This is a genomic window from Sphingomonas pokkalii (genome assembly GCF_003096275.1).
Classification (GTDB): Bacteria; Pseudomonadota; Alphaproteobacteria; order Sphingomonadales; family Sphingomonadaceae; genus Sphingomonas; species Sphingomonas pokkalii.
This window is the reverse complement of the sequence record NZ_QENQ01000001.1, coordinates 195072-217716: the sequence shown is the minus strand read 5'-3', so window position 1 is coordinate 217716 and position 22645 is coordinate 195072. Positions and strand designations below refer to the sequence as shown.

Here is a 22645-nt window from a genome sequence, read left to right as displayed (position 1 = left end):
TGGGGTACTCCGGATCAGAACAATTTTTGAATGGCGAAGAATAGGATCGCTGCCCAGGCAACCAGCAGCAATGCTCCTTGAACGCGAATGGTACGAGGTGACTGGCCTTCCTCAGCCGCCTCATGGCTGCGGTGGGGCGTGAGAAGAAGTCGAAGGGCCTCGAAAATCCCGTGGGATGCGACGGCGACATATCCCCAGTGCATGATGTTGTCTTTGACGGGCAGCATGCTGAGCAGCCCCAAAATGCCGAGGCCTATAATCAGCTTCAGGGCAAACCAGTGTTTACCGGTTGCTTGATAGCCGCCGCGCTCGAGTTGGACGGTATCCCTCACGCCACCCCTCCCGCGCTCGCAAAGGCCAGCGCGAAGCCGGTGAGGAACAGGCCGAGCGCGACCAGCATCATGCCGGCGATGCGCAGCGCATAGGTCGCCGGCTCGCTGGCCTCCATGCGCAGCAGCCCGCGCGCCGCCGCGGGGCGGAGGAGGACGATCAGTCCCGCCGTGCCCGAAGCGATGCCCAGGCCAGCCTGGATGGCGAGCGTGCGTGTCATTGGTCGATCACCCGTCCGCGGACGGTCTTCATCCCATCGCGCACAATGACGCGCTCGCGATAGACGACCTTGCGGCCACCCTGCGCGCCTACCCCTAAGAACACCACGCCGATGAAGAAGCCGAAATCATACCAGCCGCCATTGTTCGGCACCGCATAGACCGCGACGTCCGGAAAAATCAGCGATAGCCCCCAGGCGGCGGGGAAGATGAAGCCGTGCCACAGCCCGGCGAGGAAGCCCGGCGCCTGCGGCTGCACCGCGCTCGGCACCTGGTGCGCGCAGGCGGCGAGCAGGGTGAGGGCGGCGACGGCGAGGAGGGTGCGGGGCTTCATGCGGCTATCCCTTGGTATGGCTGACGACGCGCGACGCGGCGTGCATCGATTGCCGTGCGCGAGCGTTTGATGCGCGAACCCCCAGCAGGAGAAGACTCATGGCAGATCTGAGCGCGATCCAGGAGCATATGGAAGTCATCGGCGCCGACGGCGTCCATGTCGGCACCGTCGACAAGGTCGAAGGCGACCGCATCAAGCTGACCAAGAAGGACTCCGGTGCCCAGATCGACGGCGCCGAGGGCAGCCATGAAGGGCATCATCACTATATCTCTGGTGGCCTGGTCGCCGAAGTGGAGGGCGACAAGGTGCGCCTTTCCGCCAACGCCGATGTCGCGGTGGAGATTTTCGAAGAAGAGGCTTGAGCGGTTGGGGTGGGGGAGGACCGTATCCCCCTCACCCTTCCCTCTCCTACAAGGGGAGAGGGAAAAACGACGACCTGCTCCCTCTCCCCTTGTGGGAGAGGGAGGGAGCCGCGAAGCGGCGGAAGGGTGAGGGGGGCGCGGGTTCACGCCTGGCCCCCCGCATCCACATGCCGCGCAATTTCCGCGAGCACGCCATCGAGGTTGGTCATCACCTCGTTGTTCCAGAAGCGCAGCACGCGATAGCCTTCGCCGTTCAGGAACCGCGTGCGCACCGCATCGCGATCCCTACGCACGGCATGCGTCGCGTCGTCGACTTCGACGATCAGCTTCGCGCCATGCGAACAGAAATCGGCGTGATAGACACCCATCGGCACTTGTCTGCGAAACCTTGCGTGCGGCAGCGCGCGGCGCAGCGCTGCCCATAATGTCCGTTCGACGGGACCCGCATCGCGGCGATGCGCGCGCGAGCGGGTAGCGGTAGTGGACGGAAGAAGCTGGCGCTTGGTGAGGCCGGCGGCATTGCCGCGGGGCTTTTGGTCGCCCCGTGTCCCCCTCACCCTCCCACGCTGCTGCGCAGCGCGGGCCCCTCCCTCTCCCACAGGGGGAGAGGGGTTTTCAGAGGCGCCGCGTTCCTCCATCCCGTTTCCTCACTGGCAGGCCAGGCATTCGTCGTAATCCGTCGATTCACCCAGATCGAACTTGGGCTTCTCGATCGTGTTGTCGGCCTCGACCCCGCCCGCGAAGCCGGCGCGCTGCACCGATTTGGAGCGGAGATAGTAGAGCGACTTGATGCCCAGCTCCCAGGCGCGGAAGTGGAGCATCAGCAGGTCCCACTTTTCCACGTCGGCCGGGATGAACAGGTTGAGCGACTGCGCCTGGTCGATGAACGGCGCGCGATCGCCCGCCAGTTCGAGGATCCAGCGCTGGTCGATCTCGAAGCTGGTCTTGTACGTGTCCTTCTCTTCCGGCGTCAGGAAGTCGAGGTGCTGGACCGAGCCGCCCTGCTCCAGGATCGAATTCCACACCGCGTCGGAATTCTTCGACTTCTCCTTGAGCAGCTTCTCCAGATACGGATTGCGCACCGAGAAGGAGCCGCTGAGCGTCTTGTGGGTGTAGATATTGGCCGGGATCGGCTCGATGCAGGCACTGGTGCCGCCGCAGATGATCGAGATCGACGCGGTCGGCGCGATCGCCATCTTGCAGCTGAACCGCTCCATCACGCCCATGTCGGCGGCGTCCGGGCAGGGGCCGCGCTCGACGGCGAGCGCCATCGAGGCTTCGTTCACCTGCGCGCTGACATGCTTGAAGATGCGGAGATTCCAGCTCTTCGCCATCGCGCCTTCGAACGGGATGCCGCGCGCCTGGAGGAAGCTGTGGAAGCCCATCACGCCGAGGCCGACCGAGCGCTCGCGCGCCGCCGAATAGCGGGCGCGGGCCATCTCGTCGGGCGCGCGCTCGATATAGTCGGTCAGCACATTGTCGAGGAAGCGCATCACGTCCTCGATGAAGCGCTTGTCCTTGTTCCACTCGTCCCAGGTCTCGAGGTTGAGCGAGGACAGGCAGCACACCGCGGTGCGATCATTGCCGAGATGGTCGCGGCCCGTCGGCAGCGTGATTTCCGAGCACAGGTTCGAGGTCGAGACCTTGAGGCCCAGATCGCGATGGTGCTTCGGCATGGTCGAGTTCACGTGGTCCGAGAACACGATGTACGGCTCGCCGGTGGCGAGGCGGGTCTCGACCAGCTTCTGGAACAGCGCGCGCGCATCGACCGTGGCCCGAACCGAGCCGTCTTTCGGGCTCTTCAGCTGCCATTCGCGGCCGTCGCGCACCGCTTCCATGAAGGCGTCGGGGATCAGCACGCCGTGGTGCAGGTTCAGCGCCTTGCGGTTGAAGTCGCCCGAGGGCTTGCGGATCTCGAGGAACTCCTCGATCTCCGGGTGGCTGATGTCGAGATAGCAGGCGGCCGAGCCGCGGCGCAGCGAGCCTTGCGAGATCGCGAGCGTCAGCGAATCCATCACGCGGACGAAGGGGATGATGCCGCTGGTCTTGCCGTTGAGGCCCACCGGCTCGCCGATGCCGCGCACGCTGCCCCAATAGGTGCCGATGCCGCCGCCGCGCGAGGCGAGCCAGACATTCTCGTTCCAGGTCTGGACGATGCCGTCCAGGCTGTCCGGCACCGAGTTGAGATAGCAGCTGATCGGCAGGCCGCGGCCCGTGCCGCCGTTCGACAGCACCGGGGTGGCCGGCATGAACCACAGCTTGGAGATATAGTCGTACAGGCGCTGAGCATGCGCCTGATCATCGGCATAGGCCGAGGCGACGCGGACGAACAGGTCCTGATAGCTTTCGCCGGGGAGCAGATAGCGGTCCTTCAGCGTCTCCTTGCCGAAATCGGTGAGCAGTGCGTCGCGCGCATGATCGACCTCGACCGGATAGGGCTGCGGCGCGATCGCCTTGCTGTCGAGGGCCGTGCTGGCGGCGGCGGCTTCGATGGTGGCGGTCTCGTTCACGCTGTTCTCACTGTCCCTGAATTCCATGACTCGGACCCCTGTTTTCCTGCTTCACGCAACAACCGACTCGGGGCACCGTAGCGATCGTAGCACCAGCCGGGTTTGCGCGAGAACAAAAAGTGTCCATCGGCCCGGCGCCCGGCGCGAGTCTACCCGTGCCGCATGTGGGGGTGCGGACAACAGGTTACCAGTGCTTGGGCTTGCCCCTTGGTACGACCACAACAGATTGTGCCAATCGGCGTTCCGACACAAGAGCCCAAATCGGGCGGGATTGCAACGCCTCGTCGCCGAAATGACTCGCTTCATGGCGCCGGAGGGTGGGCGAAAACGGCGCGACGCGCGGTCTTCCCTTGCCTTCCGAAAAGGCAAGGGAACGAACGTAGAACTGCAAATAAATTTTGGGGGATGAATCGGTGGCCGGGTCACCGACGGTTACCGCAGATTTAACGAAGCGGCAGGTGGAGCTCGGTCACGGCTTCGTGGTCGGGCACGTCGGGGAAGAAGGCGACGCGTCGGGCGAAAAGCGGGAAATCGCCAGGCTCCTCGCCGCTTGCCGGCAGCCATTCGCGATACAGGAAGAGCGCCGCGGGTTCGAGGTCGTCGGCCTGGCCCACCACTCGCAGCATCGCGCAGCGGCCGGCCGGGATCAGGCCGGGTTCGATCCCGTGCGCCGGCTCCGCCACCGGACGGGCGGTGCCCGCGCAGAGATCGAGGCGATAGTCTTCGGGCGGCGTGGTGCGCGGATCGGTGTGGAAGATGGTGTAGGTGGCGCTGGCCGGCGGGCGGTGGCCGCTGGATTTGCGCCAGGCGATGAAGCGGCGGATCGTATCGCCGAGCCGGGCGGGATCGCCCCGGTGGGTTAGGAATGCCACCGGGGTGGCGGGGAAATCGAGCGTGGTCACGTCGTCGAGGGTGAATCGGGTCTGCATCGTCTGTCTCCGGGCTACGGTGAGCGGCGCGAGGGCCGCGTGCCAGGGATGCCAGTCCGGCGCCGCGCGGAACTGCGAGGGCGCCTGGCCGAAGCGCTGGCGGAAGGCTCGGGCGAACGCCTCGGGCGCGTCATAGCCGGCGTCGAGCGCGATGCCGGTGATCGCTTCGCCCGGCCGATAGGCGAGGCGGTACGACGCCCGCTTCATCCGCACGAGCTGGACATAACGATGCACCGACAGGCCGAACAGCGCGCTGAACTGGCGGTGGAAATGATGCTTCGAAAACGCCGCGACGCCCGCCAGTGTCTCCAGGTCGAGATCGTCCTCGGCATGCGTGTCGACATGGTCGAGCACGCGCTGCATCCGGGCATGGTAGCGGGCGAGGGGCGTCTGCATCGGTTCCTCCGTGGCGACGCCTTGCTAGGCGGACGTTCGCGGCGCTGCCCGACCGATCTTGCGGAACCGCTCCGCCTCTGTTCGGAAAGCCGCGACATGCGTCACGGCGCATTTCCAAACAGACCCTCAGCGATCGAGTTCGAGCAGTTCCTCGCGAACATGGATCGCGCGCAGCGACATGCGGACTTCGATCAGGAAATAGATCAGGCCCGAAATCAGCAGCAGCATCGAGATGATGAAGGCCACCGCCACCCAGATGCCGACATGCAGGTTGGCGAGGCGGGAAACGAACATCAGCGCGACGACGAGGCAGATCGCCAGCGCGCTGGCAGTGCACAGGAAGATCGCGTTGTTGATCACCGAGATGCGGCGATCGATGATGCGCAGCTCCCACACATGGCGTTCATGCTCGGGGCCGCTGGAACGGGGATGGAGTTCCTCGATCGAGCGGGCCCGATCGACGATACGGGCAAGCCGCCCGACCATCGTGTTGAGGAAGGCGCCGATACCGGCGAGCAGAAACACCGGCGCGATCGCGGCCTGAATCGTTTCCGATACGGTGGAGAGATAGGGGCCTTCCATGCACGGCCCTTATGCAGGTGGGGTGGCGGGCGGTGCAAGCGCCAAGCCGCCCGATCCGGCGGCGGGCGGCCAGGCGCCTGCGGCAAGGCGTTCGCGAAGCGCAAGGACCAGCAGCGCCGTCTTCATATCGGCCAGCGCCGCCATGCCCCTTGCCCACAAGGTAGCGAGCGGCAGCTCGACCACCTCGATATCCTCGTGATCGGCGGCGATTCCGCCGCCGGCGGCAATGCGGTCCACCGCCGCATAGGGTGCCAGATACAGCGTCAGCATCTCCGTCGACACCGCCGGCATCGCATGGAAATCGCCGACCGGTGCCAATACGGTCAGGCGCAGTCCGGCTTCCTCCATCGCCTCGCGGCGTGCGGTCTCCGTGGGCAGCTCGCCGGGATCGACGCGGCCGGCGATCGCTTCGAACAGCGGTTCGGTGCGGCCGCGCAGCAGCAGGGGCGGCCGCGATTGGCGAACGAGCATCACCGTGCCCCTATCGGCATCATAGGGGAGCACCGCGACGGCATCGCCATGATCCTCGATCTGGCGCGTGATGTGACTGCCATCGGGCGTGACCAGCGTGGCGAGCAGCATCCGGCCCCAGCCTTGATAGACGGTTTCGACCGTCTCGATCCGATGCCCGGCTTCGGGTGCGGCGGGAATGTCGGACGTCATGGTGCGGGGGATTCCTTTTCCTGCTGGCGGATCGGGTTCAGCCTGGTCCGGGATCGTCAGGCCAGCGTGCGCCGATAAAAAGCGAGGGTGAGCGCCATGGTTTCGAGGAAAAGCGCGGGATCGTAGCGCGGACCTTCGTCGCGGAGAAAGGCATGCTGCGCGTTCACCTCGTGCCACGCATAGGAGGCGCCCACGGCTTCAAGGCGCGCGCGAATCGCTTCGCGTCCGGCAAAGGGGATGTGCGGATCCTGCCGGCCCCAGACGAACAGGATCTGCGCCCGCAGCTCCGCCATCCGGGCGAGGCTGTCGTCGGCGCGCCCTTCGCCGAGCGTGCCCGAATGGATATCGGTCGGGTAGAAGCACGCCGCCGCCGAAACGCGGGGATCGAGAGCCGCGCGATAGGCGAGATGGCCGCCGAGGCAGACCCCGAACGTGCCGAGCCGGCCGGTGCAGGCCGGGTGGGCGGCGAGCGCCGTCAGCGCGGCACCGGCGTCCGCGTCGAAGGCGGCGACCGGCTTGGTGATCTTGAGCGCATTGCCCCGATCGGTGCCGGCGGGATCATAAGCGAGCACGGTGCCGGCCGGTTCGAATTCGTGATAGACCTCCGGCACGGCGACGACATGGCCGTTGCCTGCCAGCATTGCCGCCAGCCGCCGGATCGGCGCCGTCACCTGATAGATTTCCGAGAACAGGAGCAGGCCGGGAAAGCGCCCTTCCACCGCGGGGCGGAACAGATGCATCCGCATCGTGCCGCTGCCGGGCACATCGATATCCTGGACTTCGTGGCTGTGAATGATCATCGTCGATCCGTGTTTCGGGGGAGGCGAAGGATCGGGTGGCGCGGAAGCGGTGCATACGCAACCGCCTTTCTTCTGCGGCCGCCCTTTGCGTAGCTGCATCGGGCGCGCAGTGGCTTTAGGATGTCGGCATGACCCCTTTCCGCTTCCCCTTGCTGGCGGCTGCCGCATGCCTGTGGATCGCGTGCTCCGCCCTGGCCGGTCCCGTCGCGGTGCCGGCCGCGGCGCCCCCGGGCCGGGGGCTGGCGGAACTGCGGCACACGCGCTGGACGTTGGGCGACGGCGCGCCGTCCAGCATCCGCGCGATCGCGCAGGGGCGGGACGGTTTCCTCTGGCTGGGCACCTCCACCGGGCTCTATCGGTTCGACGGCATCCGCTTCGAACGCATCGACCCGCCCGAGGATGGGCAACGCCGATCCCTGCAGGTCACGGCGCTGCTGGCGGCCCGCAACGGCGATCTCTGGGTCGGCTATGACTATGGCGGCATCGCCGTGCTGCGGAACGGGGTGCTGCGCGATGCCAATCCGTGGAAGCCGAGCGGCGGCGTCGACACGATCGTCGAGACCCGCGACGGATCGATCTGGTTCAGCGCGGACAGCCGCGGGGAACTGCATCTCGGCCGGCTGCAGGCCGGCCGTTGGACCCCGATCGGCGCGGCGCAAGGCTATACGCTGGGCAGGATGGGGCCGATCCTCGCCGCTGCGGACGGCAGCGTCTATATCGCGCCGCCGCCGCTGCTGCTGCGGCTGCGGCGGGGCGCCACGCGGTTCGAGGCACTGCCCGTCCGCAGCGCAACCAACGGCGCGCTCGCGCAGGATCCGCGCGGCGCGATCTGGCTGGGCGACGATGCCGGGCTGCGCCGGATCGATGGCCGGGGCGCCCGCTTTGCACTGACCGGTGCGAACACGCCCTATGTGCGCCGGGGGATGCGGTTCGATCGCGCCGGCAATCTGTGGATGATCGCGCAGGACGATGGGCTCACCCGGTTCCGCGCCGCAGCCGGATCCTTGCTGCCGCCCGAGCGGATGGGGGCGGCGCAGGGACTGACGTCGTCGCTGAGCGTCGCGATGGCGGAAGATCGCGAAGCCAATATCTGGATCGGCACCGAATCGGGCCTGGATCGCCTTTCCGCGACGAACATCGTCCGGGCCGAGCCCAATGATGGGCTGGTTACCGGTTTCGTGCGGGCGGCGGACGGCCGGGCGCTGTTCATCGCCGGGCTTGCCGGAATCTATCGCATCGATGCCGGCAGCACGGCGCCCACGCGGATCTTCGACAAGGCCTCGATCGGCGTGCTGTGCGGCGATGCGCGGCGGCTGCTGACGTTCAGCCTGGCGGGCAATTTCCTGCTCGATCTGGAGGAGGGGCGGGTCCGCAAGGTCACCGAAATCGGCGAGCCGCTGTCGATCGCCTGCGCACTGGACGCGCAGGGCACCTTCTGGAGCGGCATGGACCGGCTGTATCGGCTGGATGGCGCGCGCCTGGTGCCGTCCGCGGGACCGGGGGGATTGCGCACCGGCACGGTGGGCAAGATCGAGCCGTTCGGCCAGGGGCTGATTATCGGCCGGGCGAGCAAGGGGCTGCGCTTCTTTCGCGATGGCCGCGAATCGCCTTTATGGCGCCGCGAAGACCAGACGATCGGCAGCACGACCAGCTTTCGCACCATCGGGCCATATCTGCTCGTCGGTGCCGAGGCCGGACTGGGGCGTTGGGACGGCAAGCGGCTGGCACAGCTGACGGCGCGTGCCTATCCCGCGCTCACCGGGATCATGGGCATCCTGCCGACGGACGACGGTACGGTCTGGCTGGTCGGCAGCAACGGCATCCTGCGGACGACGCGGGCTGCGTTGGAGGCGGCGTTCGATCGTCCGGGCACGCCGCTGCCCTTCCGGCGCTTCGGCTATTATGAAGGCTTCACCGCGCGTTCGAATCTGAACGTGGGCGAAGGCAACGACATTGCGCAGGACGCCACCGGCCGCCTTTGGTTCGCAACCAACAAGGGTCTCGCCACGATCGATCCTGCAAGCCTGACGGGCAATCGGCTGGTGCCGCCCGTGGTGATCCGGGCGCTTTCGGCGGGCGGGCGGCGATGGGAGGCGGGCGGATCGCCGATCGAACTGCCGGCCGGCACCGATCGGCTGGAGATCGACTATACCGCGCTCAGCCTCACCGATGCCCATGCCAACCGCTTTCGCTATATGCTGGAAGGGGTGGAGCCGGGCTGGACCGACGCGCAGGATCGACGGCAGGCGCTGTACACCAATCTGGCGCCGGGCGCGTATCGCTTTCGGGTGATCGCGGCGAACAATGACGGCGTCTGGAACGAACAAGGTGCGGTGCTTGCCTTCCGCATCGCGCCGCGCTTCTACCAGACGCGCTGGTTCCTGGCGCTGTGCGTGGCGGCAGGCGCGACCTTGTTGTGGCTGCTCTACCGCCGGCGCCTCGCGGTCGTTGCCGAGCGGGCGCGTGCCGGGATCCGCGCCCAGCTGGACGAACGCGAGCGCATCGCCCGCGAACTGCACGACACGCTGTTGCAGGGTTTCCAGGGGCTGATGCTGCGCTTCCAGTCGGCGGTCGAGCAGTTGCCGCGGGGCGCGCCGGCGCGCGACACCCTGGAAGGCGCGCTGGAACGGGCGGATGACGTGCTGATGGAAGGCCGCGAACGCGTGCGGGCACTACGCGAAACGATGGGGCCTGTGTGGCTGCGCGCGCGGCTGGAACCGCTGCTGGCGCAACTGGTGCCGGCGGCGATCTCCTGGACATTGGAGGAACAGGGCGCGGCGCGGATGCTCTGCGCTCCGGCGGCGGAGGAGCTGGTGGCGATCATGGTGGAGGCGGTATCCAACGCGCTCCGCCATGCCGGCGGCTCGCAGCTCCGGATCCGGCTCGACTATGGGCGGCGACACCTGGTCATGGCGATCGGCGACGACGGCCGCGGCATCGCCCCGGAAGTGCTGGCGGCGGGTGGCCGCGATGGCCATTACGGCTTCACCGGGATGCGCGAGCGGGCGGCACGACTGGGGGGCAGCCTGTCGATCGTCCGGCGTTCGCCGCAGGGTACTGTGATCCGTGTTGTAGTGCCGGCGCGGACCGGCCTTTATGCGCCGGACAAGCGCATGGATCCGCCGGCGAGCGGTGGGTGAGATGGGGAAGGGGGCTCTGGCGATGCGAACGATCCTGATGGGCGTTCTCCTGGCGACGATGGCACCCCTATTGTCGCAGGCGGGGGCGCCCTCCCCCGTGCCGGCGGTTGCCGATGCCGTTGCCCGGAGCCGGCTCGAAGGGCCGTTCGAGCTGCATTCCCGCGTCTATCCCGGCACCGTCCGCCGCTACTGGGTCTATGTCCCGGCGGGCTATGATCCTGCGCGTGCGCCGAACCTGTTGCTGTTTCACGACGGGCAGCGGGCGATCAATCCCACAGGATCGCTGCGGATCCCCGCAGTGCTCGATACGCTGATCGGACGAGGGGAAATCCCGCAGACGCTGGGCGTCTTCGTCACGCCGGGCAACCGTTCCGAGCATTATCCGGAGGATCTGGGGATGCAGAACCCCGATCACCGGGTCGAGGAATATGACGCGCTATCCGACGATTATAGCCGCATGACGTTGCACGAGCTGCTCCCCGCGGTCGCGCAGCGCTGGCGCTTTTCCAACGATCCGAAACGACGTGCGATCGGCGGCACTTCCAGCGGCGCGATCGCCGCCTGGACCGTCGCGTGGCGGCACCCGGATGCGTTTGGCGGGGTGATCAGCTTCATCGGCAGCTATACCTCGATCGGCCTCCAGCTGGGCCCCGACGGCCAGCCGCGCGCCTATGGCGGCGATCTCTATCCCGCCCTGATCCGCAAGAGCCCGATCCGCCCGCTGCGCATCTTCCTGCAGGATGGGATCGACGATCTCGACAACGAACATGGCAACTGGTTCCTCGCCAATCAGCAGATGCTGAAGAGCCTGCAATGGGCCAATGCCCATGCCGATGCGCAGAAGCTGCCCGGCCCCCGCTATGACGTGGCCTATCGCTGGACGGAGGGCGGCCATTCCGATGCAGATGGCGGTGCGGCGTTGCCCGATGTGCTTCGCTGGATCTGGTGGGAACAGCGCAACTAGTTGGCGAGCTGCGGGAAGGCGCTGCGGAACGCGGCCACCTTCGGCTTGTCCCAGCGCACGATATAGGGGTGCGTCGGGTGTCGCCAGAAGAAGTCCTGGTGATAGGCCTCGGCCGGATAGAAGTGGCCGGATTCGAGGCGGGTCACGATCGGGCGCGGGAAGGTTTTCGTTCGGCCCAGCAGGGCGATATAGGCTTCGGCCACCCGGCGCTGCGCGCCATTCTGGGGGAAGATCGCCGAGCGATAGCTGGGCCCGCGATCGGGGCCCTGGCGGTTGAGCTGGGTCGGATCATGCGCGACCGCGAAATAGATGCGCAGCAGCGTGCCATAGCTGACCCGCGTCGGATCATAGACGATCTTCACCGCTTCGGCATGGCCGGTCTTTTCGGTGGAGACCTGCGCATAGGTGGCGGTGCCGGCGCTGCCGCCGGCATAGCCGCTGGTGACGGACTGCACGCCCTTCACCGATTGAAACACTGCTTCCATGCCCCAGAAGCAGCCGCCGGCGAGCACGGCCACCTGCGGGCCCCTGGCCTTGGGCACGTCGATCGACGGCAGGGGCACCGGCACGGCCGTTTCGATCGAGGGCCCGCCCGCGGCGAGCAACAATAGCGCACCGCCGCCAAGGAGGACGACAGCGAGCGGGAGCCGGAACGAGCGTCGGGTCATGATGGCCCTTTCTAAGGTCGCTTCGGCCCCCGCGGAAGTGCGGCGTCGGTTCAGCGCAGATCGGCGCAAGCCGCCTGGATGCGCGTGCACGCCTCGCGGAGCAGGGCCTCGGACGTCGCATAGCTGATCCGCATCGCCGGCGACAGGCCGAAGGCGGCACCATGCACCGCCGCGACGCGGGCGTCGTCGAGGAAATAGCCGATCATGTCCTCGTCGGTGGCGATCACCTTGCCCTTGGGCGTGGTCTTGCCGATCAGGCCGCTGAATTCCGGATAGACGTAGAAGGCGCCTTCCGGCGTCGGACAGGTCATCCCGTCGATGTCGTTCAGCATGCCGACGACGAGGTCGCGGCGCGTCTGGAAGGCGGCGGCGCGGTCCTTGAGGAAGCCCTGGTCGCCGGTCAGCGCCGCGACGGCCGCCGCCTGGGCGATCGAGCAGGGATTCGAGGTCGACTGCGACTGGAGCTTGGCGATCGCCTTGATCAGCGGCGCCGGGCCGCCGGCGAAGCCGATCCGCCAGCCAGTCATCGCATAGGCCTTGGAGCAGCCGTTGACGGTGAGCGTGCGCTCGTAGAGCGACGGGCAGACCTGCGCGATCGTGGCGAATTCGAAGCCGTCGTACAGGATGTGCTCGTACATGTCGTCGGCGAACACCCAGACATGCGGGTGACGCTCGATCACCTCGCCCAGCGCCTTGAGCTCGGCGGCCGAATAGGCGGCGCCGGTGGGGTTGGACGGCGAGTTGAGGATCACCCACTTGGTCTTGGGGGTGATCGCCGCCTCGAGCCGGGCGGGCGTGATCTTGTAGTTCTGCTCGGCGCCGGCGGCGATGAACACCGGCGTGCCGCCCGCGAACTGAATTACGTCAGGATAGCTGACCCAATAGGGCGCGGGGACGATCACCTCGTCGCCGGCTTCCACCGTCGCGACGATCGCGTTGAACAGCGTGTGCTTGCCGCCCACGTTGATGGTGATCTGCGGGGCCGTGTAGTCCAGGCCGTTGTCGCGCTTGAACTTGGCGATCACCGCCTCCTTCAGCTCGGGCGTGCCGTCGACATTGGTGTACTTGGTCTTGCCGCTGCGGATCGCCTCGATCGCGGCTTCCTTGACGAAGTCGGGCGTGTCGAAATCGGGCTCGCCGGCGCCCAGGCCGATCACGTCGACGCCGGCACGCTTCAGCTCGAACACGCGGCTGGTCATGGCGAGCGTGGCGGAGGGCTGGATGCGCTGGAGCGCGGCGGAAGTCTGCATGGGTCTAGGCGCCTTTTCCGGGAAAGATGCGCGCCTATAGGTCCGCTTCGGCGCTTTCTGCAACTGTAACGGCTGCAACCAACCCACGCAGCGCGTTGCCGACGAAGAATCCGTCGCGCAGATCCTCCGGCCGCAGATCGCCTTCGATGGCGCGGCCCGTCGCCAGCAGCTCGGCGCGCAGCACGCCGGGGAGCAGACCGCGCGCACGGGGCGGGGTGACGAGCACCCCATCGCGCGGGACGAACAGCGAGGTGAAGCTGCCCTCTGTCAGATAACCCGCGGCATCGGTGAACAGGATCTCCCAGCTTCCAGCGGCGCGGCGCGGAATATCGTAAAGCGATCGGCGCGTCGTCTTGTGTGCCAGGCGGAAATCCTCCGCCGGTACGCGGTGCGGCACGATGCGCACCCGGACGGGGCCGTGCACCGGATCGGGCAGCGGGGCGATGCCGATCGCGAGCGCACCGCTGCGCCCGAGCGCCAGGCGTACGCGCGCGGGCGTGCGCAAGCGAAAGGTTGCTGCCTGGAGCTCATTGCGGACGACATGGCGATTGAAGGCGAATCCGAACTGTTCGGCGCTCGCGCGAATGCGCTCGAGATGCCGGTCGAGCAGCAGGATGCCCTCCTCTGGATCGAACCGCATGGTCTCCAGGAGATCAAAGCCCGGCTCCCCCTGGGTCACGAACGCGCCCTTGGCGAGGCATTCCGCCCATTCGTCGTCCACCGTCGAATCGGCGACCACGCCCGAGCCGATGCCGAGTATCGCAGGGCCCTGTGCGTCGATCCGCACCGCGCTGTTCGGCGCGTCGATCCGCAGGGTGCGGATGGCAACATTGAATGCAGCAGCCCCATCGGCGTCGATCCTCCCGATAGATCCTGTATAGGATTGTCGCGTATCGGGTTCGACTTCGGCAATAACCTGCATTGCACGGATCTTCGGGGCACCGGTTACCGATCCGCAGGGGAACAGCGCCGCCAGCGCATCTACCGGGCCCAGCCCATCGGCCAGGCGTGCGGTCACGGTGGACGTCATCTGATGCACGGTGGGATAGGATTCGATCGCGAACAGCTTCGGCACCGCGACGCTCCCCGGCCGCGCGACGCGCGCGAGATCGTTCCGCATCAGATCGACGATCATCAGGTTCTCGGCGCGCTGCTTGGGATCGCGCTGCAGCGCCTCGGCGCGGGCGGCATCGATCGTGGGATCGGCATCCCGCCGCGCCGTTCCCTTCATCGGGCGTGCGGTGAGCAGCCCGGCATCCAGCGTGAAGAACAATTCGGGCGAGACGCTGAGCAGCCACTGCGCGCCGGTGAAGACCAGCGCGCCCAGCCCGCCGCCGCCCCGCGCACGGAGCAGGGCGTACAGCGCCGCCGGATGCCCGGCAAAGGGCACCTCCGCTCGGAAGGTAAGGTTGGCCTGATAGATGTCGCCAGCGGCGATGTAATCGAGCACATGGGCGCAGGCGCGGGCATAGGCGGCGCGGTCCACCTTTGGCCGGGGCATGCCCGCCCAGGCACCGGCCGGATCGGGGAGCAACGCCGCCACCGCGCTGCTTGCGATCGAGCGATAGCCGCGGAACAGGCCGAACCACAGCAGCGGCCCGGCGCCGGTGCGCTGCGGCGCCGAAGGTTCGAACGCCGCGCCGGCTTCATAGGCGATGACGCCGGCGGCATCGAGCCCTTCGCCCGCCGCGGCGCGCAGCCGCGCCAGCGCGGGTGCCACCTCTTCCAGGCGGTGCGCCGCCACGATCGCGACCGGATCGGTATAGAGGCGCGCGGGTTCCCCCTCCGATCGGGCATCATCAAGCAGGACGAAGGGTGCGCGCAATTCCATCGGCCGGCCGGAATGCAGGCCCGAAGGCCGCAGGGCAAGCATTGGTTGCCCCGCGCGGCCAAGCCGACTAGCGAAGCGGGATGGCGAACGCCCAAGACTCCGCAGCCCAGCCGCCGCTTCGCGCGGCAATCGTTCCGGTCACGCCGTTACAGCAGAATTGCACGCTGCTGTGGTGCACGCGCACGATGCGCGGCGCCTTTGTCGATCCAGGCGGCGATCTCGACAAGCTGCGCGCGGCGGCCGCCCAGCACGGGGTGACGATCGAAAAGCTGCTGATCACCCACGGCCATATCGATCATTGCGGATCCGCCGGCATCTTCGCCCGGGAGTTGGGCGTGCCGATCGAGGGACCGCACGAGGAGGATCGCTTCTGGATCGCGCGGCTCGGCGATGACGGCCGCAGCTATGGCGTGCCCGGCGCGCCGTTCGAGCCGGATCGCTGGCTGGTGCAGGGCGACCAGGTGACGGTGGGCGCGCTGGTGCTCGACGTCTATCACTGCCCCGGCCACACGCCGGGCCATGTGGTGTTCCACCATCCCGAATCGCGGCTCGCGATCGTCGGCGACGTGCTGTTCCAGGGATCGATCGGGCGGACCGACTTCCCCCTGGGCAACCATCAGGACCTGATCGACGCGATCACCACCCGGCTATGGCCGCTGGGGGATGAAACGGTGTTCGTCCCCGGCCATGGCCAGCCGAGCAATTTCGGCCATGAGCGGCGCACCAACCCCTTCGTCGCCGATTCGGTTCTGGCGCGCGCGTAATCCGGAGGCTCAGTGGAGCGGGTTGGTGCCGGTATAGCCCAGCCACGCCGCATAGAGGCCCAGGCCCGCCAGCGTCAGGAAGGTGAGCACGGTGCCGATCTGACGGCCGAGCAGCCAGCCGTCCATGCCGAAGGCGTGCAGCACCCGACCGATGAGATAGGCGGTGGCGACCACCCACAGATAGAAGCGTGCGCCCTGGGCCAGTTCGATCAGGCCGATCAGAATCAGGATGATCGGCGTATATTCGACGAAGTTCATCTGCGCGCGCATCCGCGCGAGCAGGCGGGGGCTGCCGCCGTCGCCGATCAATACCTTTTCGGCGAATCGCAGTCGGATGACGCGAATCGCCAGCCACAGGTTCAGCAGCGCCGCGGCGCCCGCGCTCGTCAGTGTAACCGGCAGAAAAAACATCGCGTCCCCCTTAGAAGCAAGGCTGGAACTCCTGCCACGCGCCGCTTCTGCTTGCAACGCGGACAAGAATCGCTATACGCGCGGGCTCGCTTCGTGACCTGCCTGCTGGTCCGGCAAGCGGCCGGCCTAGCCGTCGCTTGCCCGAACAACCCTGTGGGCGTATCGCGACTTATTGATTCATTAGCTTGTTGAAGGTGCCGAAATGGCCGTTCCTAAGAGAAAGACCTCGCCGTCGAAGCGCGGCATGCGTCGCTCGCACGATGCGCTGACCGTCGAGTCGTTCCAAGAGTGCCCGAACTGCGGCGAACTCAAGCGCCCGCACAATCTGTGCCCCGCCTGCGGCCATTATAACGGCCGCGAGATCGTTTCGGTCGAGGGCTGAACCACGGTCCGCAACGGGGGGTACCCGGTATGACCATTCCCTCGCGAATCGCCGTCGATGCAATGGGCGGCGACGAGGGGATTGCCGTCATGCTGGCGGGAGCTGCGCGCGCACGTCGCCGTTTCGACGGGATGGAATTCATCCTTGTCGGCGATGAAGCGCGCATTCGTGACGGCCTGAAGGCGCATCCCAATCTGGCAGCTGCGTGCGAGATCGTGCACGCGGCCGAGGTCGTTGCGGCCGATGCCAAGCCGAGCCAGGCGATTCGCCGCGCCAAGACCACTTCGATGGGCATTGCCATCGATCTGGTGAAGCAGGGGCGTGCGGGTGCCGCGGTCTCTTCGGGCAATACCGGCGCCTTGATGGCGATGGCCAAGCTGTCGCTCCGCACCATGGCGGGGATCGACCGGCCGGCGCTCGCCGCGCTGCTGCCCTCGCTCGGCGCCAACGACACGGTGATGCTCGACCTCGGCGCCAATACCGAGGTGGACGAGCGCAACCTCGTCCAGTTCGCGGTGATGGGCGCGGCGTACGCGCGCACCGCGCTTGATCTCGCGCGTCCGCGCGTTGCGCTGCTCAACATCGGTACGGAAGAGATGAAGGGCACCGACAGCATCCGCGATGCTGCCGCCCAGCTGCGTGCCGCCAAGCATCTGCCGCTCGAATTCACCGGCTTCATCGAAGGCAACCGGCTGTCGCGCGGCGATGTCGACGTGATCGTCTGCGACGGATTCTCGGGCAATATCGCGCTCAAGACTGCCGAGGGCACTGCCCGATTCGTCGCGGATCTGCTGCGTCGCGCGTTCAGTTCCTCGCTGCGCTCGAAGCTCGGCTTCCTGATCTCGAAGCCGGCGACCGAGCTCCTGCGCCACCATCTCGACCCGAACAACCATAATGGTGCCGTTTTCCTCGGGCTCAACGGCATCGTCGTGAAGAGCCATGGCGGCGCGAACGAAGTCGGCGTCGATACCGCGATCGGCTTTGCCGCCAAGATGGTGCGCGACGAACTTACCCGGCGTATTGCCGAGGATCTGGGGAACTTCGAGGCCAAGGCCGCGTAAGAGACGGGATAGAAGGGGTCGCATGACCGTATTTTCGGTGATTCTCGGCACGGGTTCCGCCCTGCCGGCGCAGCGTGTTTCCAACGCGGAGCTGGCGGAGCGCGTCGATACCAGCGACGAATGGATCGTCGAGCGGACCGGCATCCGTTTCCGCCACATCGCCGGGCCGGAGGAGACCACCGGCACGCTGGCCGCCGATGCTGCACGGGCGGCGCTGGCGTCGGCAGGCGTCGAGGCGGCCTCGATCGACCTGATCGTGCTCGCCACGGCGACTCCGGACCAGACCTTCCCTGCCACCGCGACGCGCGTGCAGAACGCGCTCGGTATCCTCGACTGCGTCGCCTTCGACGTGGCGGCGGTGTGCTCGGGATTCCTCTATGCGGTGCAGGTCGCCGATTCGATGCTGCGGGCGGGCGTCCATCGCCGCGCGCTGGTGATCGGTGCCGAGACGTTCAGCCGCATCCTCGACTGGGAAGACCGCACCACCTGCGTGCTGTTCGGCGACGGCGCCGGCGCGATCGTGCTCGAGGCGCGGGAGGCGGAGGGCGATGCGCCGCAGGGCATCCTCGCTACCAAGCTCCACGCCGATGGCCGCTATAACGACCTGCTCTATGTCGATGGCGGCGTGTCCACCACCGGTACCGTCGGCAAGCTGCGGATGAAGGGGCGCGAGGTGTTCCGCCACGCCGTGACCAACCTTGCATCGGTGATGCAGGAATCGCTCGCCGCCGCCGGGCTCCAGCCGGGCGATGTCGATTGGGTGGTGCCGCACCAGGCCAATGCCCGCATCCTCGACGCCACCGCCCGCAAGCTCGACCTTGCGCCGGAAAAGGTGATCGTCACCGTCGATCGCCACGCCAATACCTCGGCGGCGTCGGTGCCGCTCGCATTGGATACGGCGGTGCGCGATGGCCGAATCCAGCGCGGCGACCTGTTGGTGCTGGAAGCGATGGGCGGCGGCTTCACCTGGGGCGCCGCTGTTATCCGATTTTGAACCAGATTGAACTAAGTTTAGGCGCTTACGTGTTTTTCCAGAGTATGTCTGGCGAGTTTCTAAGGCTTCAACATCGATCTTGATAGCGCGTAGCAATCTGGTACGGGTACCCGATCAAAATGAAAGGAATTGCCGAGATGAGTGCCGCGGGAACGCTCACCAGAGCAGATCTGGCAGAATCACTGCATCGGGAAGTGGGCTTGTCCCGCGCTGACGCGTCGCGCCTGGTCGAGCAGATCCTGAAGCACATGTGCGAGGCGCTAGCGCGCGGCGAGAACGTCAAGATCTCCGGCTTCGGCAGCTTCGTGCTTCGCGACAAGGGCGAACGGATCGGTCGCAATCCGAAGACCGGCGTGGAAGTGCCGATCGCGCCGCGCCGCGTACTCACCTTCCGGGCCAGCCAGATGATGCGTGACCGCATCGTCTCGGCCCGCTGAGACACGACATGCCGGCGACCGAAAAGGCCGCTGGTGCGTTGCTGACCATCGGTGAGCTAGCCGCGGAAATCGGCCGGCCCCAGCATATCTTGCGCTATTGGGAAACGCGTTTTCCCCAGCTGAAGCCGCTCACCCGTGCGGGCAACCGCCGCTATTATCGCCCCGATGATGTCGCGCTGGTGCGCCGCATCCATCACCTGCTGAGCCAGGAAGGCTATTCCATTCGTGGCGTGCAGCGCCTGCTGGCTGATGAAAAGGCCGCGCGTGGCAAGGGGCGGGCCGAGGAACTGCGGGCGATCCGCGAAGCGCTGGCCGAAGCGCTGGACGCCGACGGCTGATCCCTTAGCCGTCGGGCCCAAGGCTGGGATCCAGGTCCCGCGGGCGGACGAAACGTATCAGCTCGGCGCCCCTGGCGGGGGCATCGGCCCAGTGATCGACGGGAAAGCGCAGTTCCGCCAATGCCGCCGTCGGGAATTTCCGTTCGACTTCGCCGCGAAGCGCACCGCTTTCCGCGGTGCAATCCAGCACCAACTCCTCCAGGCCCGGATTGTGGCCGGCGAGCAGCACCGTCGCCGCCGTATCGGGAAATGCTTCGATCGCGTCGAGCAGCGAGCCGACGGACGCCAGATAGAGTTTTTGATCCCAGGCGGGTGCGATCGTCGCCCCATAGCCGATCGCCACCTGTGCCAGCGTTTCCTGCACGCGCACGGCCGGCGATGCGGCGACATGATCGAAATGCAGCCGCTGGTCGCGGAGATAGCGCCCCATCGTGACCGCTGCCCGCTGGCCCTTCGGGTTCAACGGACGATCGAAGTCACGGGCGACGGGATCGTCCCAACCCGACTTCGCATGGCGCAGGACCAGGAGTGTCTTCATGCATCCCCGACGTTGGTGCTGGCGGTTTCCGGGGCCTCATGCCGCAACCCGGCGCCCAAGGAAAGCCGAACCCGCTCCACCGCGGAATCGAGCGTGGTGCGGGTGATGCGGGTGCCCGGCGGGAATGCATCGAGCAGCCGCGAGGGCGTGGCGGCGGAAAGCAGAACGAAGGCGCCGCGATCATCCGCCCGGCGAATCAGCCGGCCGAACGCCTGGGCGAGCCGGGCGCGTACGATGCGATCGTCATAGGCCGAGCCGCCGCCCGCCAGCCGCCGTGCGGCGTGCAGCACGCTCGGCTTGGGCCAGGGCACGCCTTCCATCACCACCAGCCGCAACGAATCGCCCGGTACGTCGACGCCGTCCCGCAGGGCATCGGTGCCGATCAGCGAGGCACGCGGATCGTCGCGGAAGATATCGACCAGGGTGCCGGTGTCGATCGGATCGACATGTTGGGCGAGCAGGGGGAGGCCATCGCGCGCCAGCCGATCGGCGATGCGGGCGTGGACCGCGCGCAAGCGGCGGATCGCCGTGAAAAGGCCGAGCGTGCCGCCGCCTGCTGCCGCGATCAGCCGGGCATAGGCATTGGCCAGCGCGGGCAGGTCGCCGCGCTTCACGTCGGTGACGATCAGCACTTCTGCCTGGTTGGGATAGTCGAACGGGCTCTTCGCCTCGAAGCGCTGGGCCGGCCGCGGCAGATGGGTCGCGCCCGAGCGCGCTTCGGCCACGTCCCAGTCGCCACCGGCGCGCAAGGTGGCGGAGGTGACGAGCACGCCGTGCGCGGGTTCGAGCACCGTCTTGGCCAGCGGCCGGGCAGGATCGAGCCAGTGGCGGTGCAGGCCGATATCATATTCGCGTCCATCGACGCGATCGATCGCCAGCCAGTCGACGAATTCGGGATCGGCGGGGCCGCCGATCCTGGCGATCAGCGCCAGCCACGCCCCCACCGTGTCCACCCGCCAGGCGAGCGAGGCGATCGCGCCTTCGATGCGGGCGCGTGCCGGGCCGTCCATCCAGTCGGGCGCCTCGGCGAGCACCGCCTCCAGCCGGCGGCCGAGCACCACCATTGGGCGGAGCAGCGCATCGAGCGCGGCGGTGGCGGCGCCGGCGGCTTCGACCAGCGCGGCATCGGGTTCGGAGAGCTCGGTTTCGAGGCCGTAGCCTGCCTCGGCGGCGCCATCGACGTCGCGGGCATAGACCAGCCCCCGCACGGCGGCGAGCAGCGCTTCCACGGGGCCGAACGGTTCGCCTTCGTTCAGCCGCTGGAGCCAGCCGTCGCTCGGCAGGGCGCGGGCGGCGTCGACTGCCTCGGCGATCGCGCGGCCGCCGGCGTCGTCATAGCTGGCGACGTCCGACAGGCGCGCGGCCAGACCCCGGCGGCGTCCGCGCGAGCCGGATTCGGGGCCGGTCAGCCAGCGGCGCAGCTCGATCGATTCCTGCCCGGTAAGCGCGACCGAGAACATCGCATCGGCGGCATCGAACAGGTGATGGCCTTCGTCGAACACATAGCGCGTCGGCCGTGTCTGGTTCTCCCGGCCGCGTGCGGCGTTCACCATCACCAGCGCATGGTTCGCGATGACGATATCGGCATCGGCGCTGGCGCGGACGGCACGCTCGATGAAGCATTTCCGATAGTGCGGGCAGCCGGCATAGATGCATTCGCCGCGGCGATCGGTGAGCGCGGTGGAGCCGTTGCGGCGGAACAGCGTCGGCAGCCAGCCGGGCAGGTCGCCACCGATCATGTCGCCATCGGCGGTATAGGCCGCCCAGCGCGCCACCAGCTGGGCGAGAATGGCGGCGCGCCCAGCGAATCCGCCTTGCAGTGCATCTTCCAGGTTGAGCAGGCAGACATAGTTTTCCCGCCCCTTGCGCGTGACGATGCGCGCGCGGCGCATCGTGGGATCGGGAAACAGCCGTTCGCCCTCCTTGCCAAGCTGGCGTTGCAGGGCCTTGGTAAATGTCGAAACCCATACCGGCCCCCCCGAACGCTCCGCCCAGAGCGAGGCCGGGGCGAGGTAGCCGAGCGTCTTGCCGATGCCGGTGCCGGCTTCGGCCAGCACCATGTTCGGGGTGTCGGCCATGCTGCGCGGCGCAAAGGCCTGTGCCACGGCTTCGGCATAGTCGCGCTGGCCCTGGCGCGGTTCGGCGTCCGAGCCGGTAAGACGGGCGAGGCGTTCCGCCACGTCTGCCGCGTCGAGGGTGATCGTGCGCGGGGCGGGGCGGGGCGCGCTTTCCTCCCATTCGGGCAGCTTGGAGAACAGCCAGCGCTCGGCGCGTTCGGGCTTGGCCAGGCGCTGGCCGAGCGCTGCCGCCCAGGGCCAGCGGAGCCGGCCCAACGACTGTAGTCCGTGCCACGCCCCCTCGCGTTCGGGCCAGGCGCCTTCGGCCAGCGAGAGCAGGGCGGCGGCGGCGTCGCGAAGAAGCGGGGCGACCTGCGCATCCTCGGCCGGAGGCTGCAGGCCGCAGGCGCGGGCGAGCCCCTTCGGCGTCGGCACCATGAACTGCGCCGGCCGGAGGAATGCGAACAGTTCGAGCAGATCGAGGCCGCTGAGTTCGGGATGGCCGAGCCGCTGGCCGACGAGCGGGGCATTGAGCAGCAGCACGGGCGTATCCGCGGCGATGCGGATCGCCTCGCCCCGGCTCAACCCCCGCGTGCCCTCGGCCGTGGTGATCCACACGCCGGAATGGCTGGCGTGAAGCGCAGGATAGGGTAGCGGCGGCTGCATCGGACGGCGTTCGTTGTACA

Annotated in this window: 24 protein-coding genes; 9 read left to right on the top strand and 15 right to left on the bottom strand. The window is 67.5% G+C overall.

The genetic code is table 11. The features are described 5' to 3' along the window. Nucleotides 1–14: 14 nt before the first annotated feature. From DD559_RS01050 to DD559_RS01040, 3 genes are read right to left on the bottom strand one after another with little or no spacing between them, the layout of a single operon-like run. Nucleotides 15–332, bottom strand: coding sequence for a hypothetical protein (locus DD559_RS01050; RefSeq protein ID WP_116467562.1), 318 nt, complete (start codon nucleotides 330–332; stop codon nucleotides 15–17). After that, nucleotides 329–550: a hypothetical protein gene (locus DD559_RS01045; RefSeq protein ID WP_116467561.1), complete on the bottom strand. Its 222-nt coding sequence runs from the start codon at nucleotides 548–550 to the stop codon at nucleotides 329–331. Before DD559_RS01045 ends, DD559_RS01050 begins: the two co-directional genes overlap by 4 nt. Further along, the gene (locus DD559_RS01040; RefSeq protein WP_116467560.1) at nucleotides 547–882 is read right to left on the bottom strand and encodes a hypothetical protein; all 336 of its coding nucleotides are present in this window, start codon (nucleotides 880–882) and stop codon (nucleotides 547–549) included. The genes DD559_RS01045 and DD559_RS01040 overlap by 4 nt, the downstream gene beginning before the upstream one ends. A 98-nt stretch (nucleotides 883–980) precedes the next feature. Here DD559_RS01040 and DD559_RS01035 point away from each other — a divergent pair, with 98 nt between their 5' ends. After that, nucleotides 981–1244: a DUF2171 domain-containing protein gene (locus DD559_RS01035; RefSeq protein WP_116467559.1), complete on the top strand. Its 264-nt coding sequence runs from the start codon at nucleotides 981–983 to the stop codon at nucleotides 1242–1244. 143 nt (nucleotides 1245–1387) lie between these two features. On the opposite strand, the gene DD559_RS01030 is transcribed toward DD559_RS01035, so the two are convergent. The 6 genes from DD559_RS01030 to DD559_RS01005 form a co-directional block, all read right to left on the bottom strand. Further along, complete coding sequence (locus DD559_RS01030) at nucleotides 1388–1801, bottom strand: DUF559 domain-containing protein (RefSeq protein ID WP_240610069.1); 414 nt, start codon at nucleotides 1799–1801, stop codon at nucleotides 1388–1390. A gap of 90 nt (nucleotides 1802–1891) precedes the next feature. Further along, on the bottom strand, nucleotides 1892–3781 hold the full coding sequence (locus DD559_RS01025; RefSeq protein ID WP_116467557.1) for a ribonucleoside-diphosphate reductase subunit alpha: 1890 nt from the start codon (nucleotides 3779–3781) through the stop codon (nucleotides 1892–1894). 416 nt (nucleotides 3782–4197) lie between these two features. Further along, nucleotides 4198–5079: an AraC family transcriptional regulator gene (locus DD559_RS01020; protein WP_116467556.1), complete on the bottom strand. Its 882-nt coding sequence runs from the start codon at nucleotides 5077–5079 to the stop codon at nucleotides 4198–4200. 126 nt (nucleotides 5080–5205) lie between these two features. Continuing rightward, a complete protein-coding gene (locus tag DD559_RS01015; protein WP_116467555.1) occupies nucleotides 5206–5661 on the bottom strand; it encodes a DUF2721 domain-containing protein in 456 nt (151 codons plus the stop codon). A 9-nt stretch (nucleotides 5662–5670) separates the two neighbouring features. After that, entirely contained in the window at nucleotides 5671–6324 is a 654-nt protein-coding gene (locus DD559_RS01010; protein WP_116467554.1) for an NUDIX domain-containing protein, read from the bottom strand. 56 nt (nucleotides 6325–6380) lie between these two features. Continuing rightward, the gene (locus DD559_RS01005; protein ID WP_116467553.1) at nucleotides 6381–7124 is read right to left on the bottom strand and encodes a dienelactone hydrolase family protein; all 744 of its coding nucleotides are present in this window, start codon (nucleotides 7122–7124) and stop codon (nucleotides 6381–6383) included. Nucleotides 7125–7252: 128 nt separating this feature from the next. Between DD559_RS01005 and DD559_RS01000 the strand changes: the two genes are divergently transcribed. Continuing rightward, a complete protein-coding gene (locus DD559_RS01000; RefSeq protein WP_116467552.1) occupies nucleotides 7253–10264 on the top strand; it encodes a sensor histidine kinase in 3012 nt (1003 codons plus the stop codon). 22 nt (nucleotides 10265–10286) lie between these two features. After that, the gene (locus DD559_RS00995; RefSeq protein ID WP_240610068.1) at nucleotides 10287–11228 is read left to right on the top strand and encodes an alpha/beta hydrolase; all 942 of its coding nucleotides are present in this window, start codon (nucleotides 10287–10289) and stop codon (nucleotides 11226–11228) included. On the opposite strand, the gene msrA is transcribed toward DD559_RS00995, so the two are convergent. From msrA to pabB, 3 genes are read right to left on the bottom strand one after another with little or no spacing between them, the layout of a single operon-like run. Further along, entirely contained in the window at nucleotides 11225–11896 is a 672-nt protein-coding gene (gene msrA, locus DD559_RS00990; protein WP_116467550.1) for a peptide-methionine (S)-S-oxide reductase MsrA, read from the bottom strand. The genes DD559_RS00995 and msrA overlap by 4 nt on opposite strands. 50 nt (nucleotides 11897–11946) lie before the next feature. Then, on the bottom strand, nucleotides 11947–13146 hold the full coding sequence (locus tag DD559_RS00985) for a pyridoxal phosphate-dependent aminotransferase (protein WP_116467549.1): 1200 nt from the start codon (nucleotides 13144–13146) through the stop codon (nucleotides 11947–11949). A 34-nt stretch (nucleotides 13147–13180) separates the two neighbouring features. Next, entirely contained in the window at nucleotides 13181–14977 is a 1797-nt protein-coding gene (pabB, locus tag DD559_RS00980) for an aminodeoxychorismate synthase component I (protein WP_116470629.1), read from the bottom strand. 80 nt (nucleotides 14978–15057) lie between these two features. On the opposite strand from pabB, the gene DD559_RS00975 reads away from it, so the two are divergent. Continuing rightward, nucleotides 15058–15741, top strand: coding sequence for an MBL fold metallo-hydrolase (locus DD559_RS00975; protein ID WP_116467548.1), 684 nt, complete (start codon nucleotides 15058–15060; stop codon nucleotides 15739–15741). A gap of 9 nt (nucleotides 15742–15750) precedes the next feature. On the opposite strand, the gene DD559_RS00970 is transcribed toward DD559_RS00975, so the two are convergent. Continuing rightward, nucleotides 15751–16152 carry an MAPEG family protein gene (locus tag DD559_RS00970; protein WP_116467547.1) on the bottom strand — a complete coding sequence of 134 codons (402 nt, stop codon included), beginning with the start codon at nucleotides 16150–16152 and terminating at the stop codon, nucleotides 15751–15753. 202 nt (nucleotides 16153–16354) lie between these two features. On the opposite strand from DD559_RS00970, the gene rpmF reads away from it, so the two are divergent. The 5 genes from rpmF to DD559_RS00945 all read left to right on the top strand — a co-directional run bounded on the left by rpmF (nucleotide 16355) and on the right by DD559_RS00945 (nucleotide 19364). After that, nucleotides 16355–16534: a 50S ribosomal protein L32 gene (rpmF, locus tag DD559_RS00965; RefSeq protein WP_116467546.1), complete on the top strand. Its 180-nt coding sequence runs from the start codon at nucleotides 16355–16357 to the stop codon at nucleotides 16532–16534. 29 nt (nucleotides 16535–16563) lie between these two features. Continuing rightward, on the top strand, nucleotides 16564–17595 hold the full coding sequence (gene plsX, locus DD559_RS00960; RefSeq protein ID WP_116467545.1) for a phosphate acyltransferase PlsX: 1032 nt from the start codon (nucleotides 16564–16566) through the stop codon (nucleotides 17593–17595). A gap of 22 nt (nucleotides 17596–17617) precedes the next feature. Next, nucleotides 17618–18589, top strand: a complete 972-nt coding sequence (locus DD559_RS00955; protein WP_116467544.1) for a beta-ketoacyl-ACP synthase III — start codon at nucleotides 17618–17620, stop codon at nucleotides 18587–18589. A 137-nt stretch (nucleotides 18590–18726) separates the two neighbouring features. Next, entirely contained in the window at nucleotides 18727–19026 is a 300-nt protein-coding gene (locus DD559_RS00950) for an integration host factor subunit alpha (protein ID WP_116467543.1), read from the top strand. Between the two features lie 8 nt (nucleotides 19027–19034). Further along, on the top strand, nucleotides 19035–19364 hold the full coding sequence (locus DD559_RS00945) for a MerR family transcriptional regulator (protein ID WP_116467542.1): 330 nt from the start codon (nucleotides 19035–19037) through the stop codon (nucleotides 19362–19364). A gap of 4 nt (nucleotides 19365–19368) precedes the next feature. Here DD559_RS00945 and DD559_RS00940 read toward each other — a convergent pair whose 3' ends face one another. Then, complete coding sequence (locus DD559_RS00940; RefSeq protein WP_116467541.1) at nucleotides 19369–19902, bottom strand: SixA phosphatase family protein; 534 nt, start codon at nucleotides 19900–19902, stop codon at nucleotides 19369–19371. Continuing rightward, entirely contained in the window at nucleotides 19899–22625 is a 2727-nt protein-coding gene (locus DD559_RS00935) for an ATP-dependent DNA helicase (protein WP_116467540.1), read from the bottom strand. Before DD559_RS00935 ends, DD559_RS00940 begins: the two co-directional genes overlap by 4 nt. Nucleotides 22626–22645 lie beyond the last annotated feature (20 nt).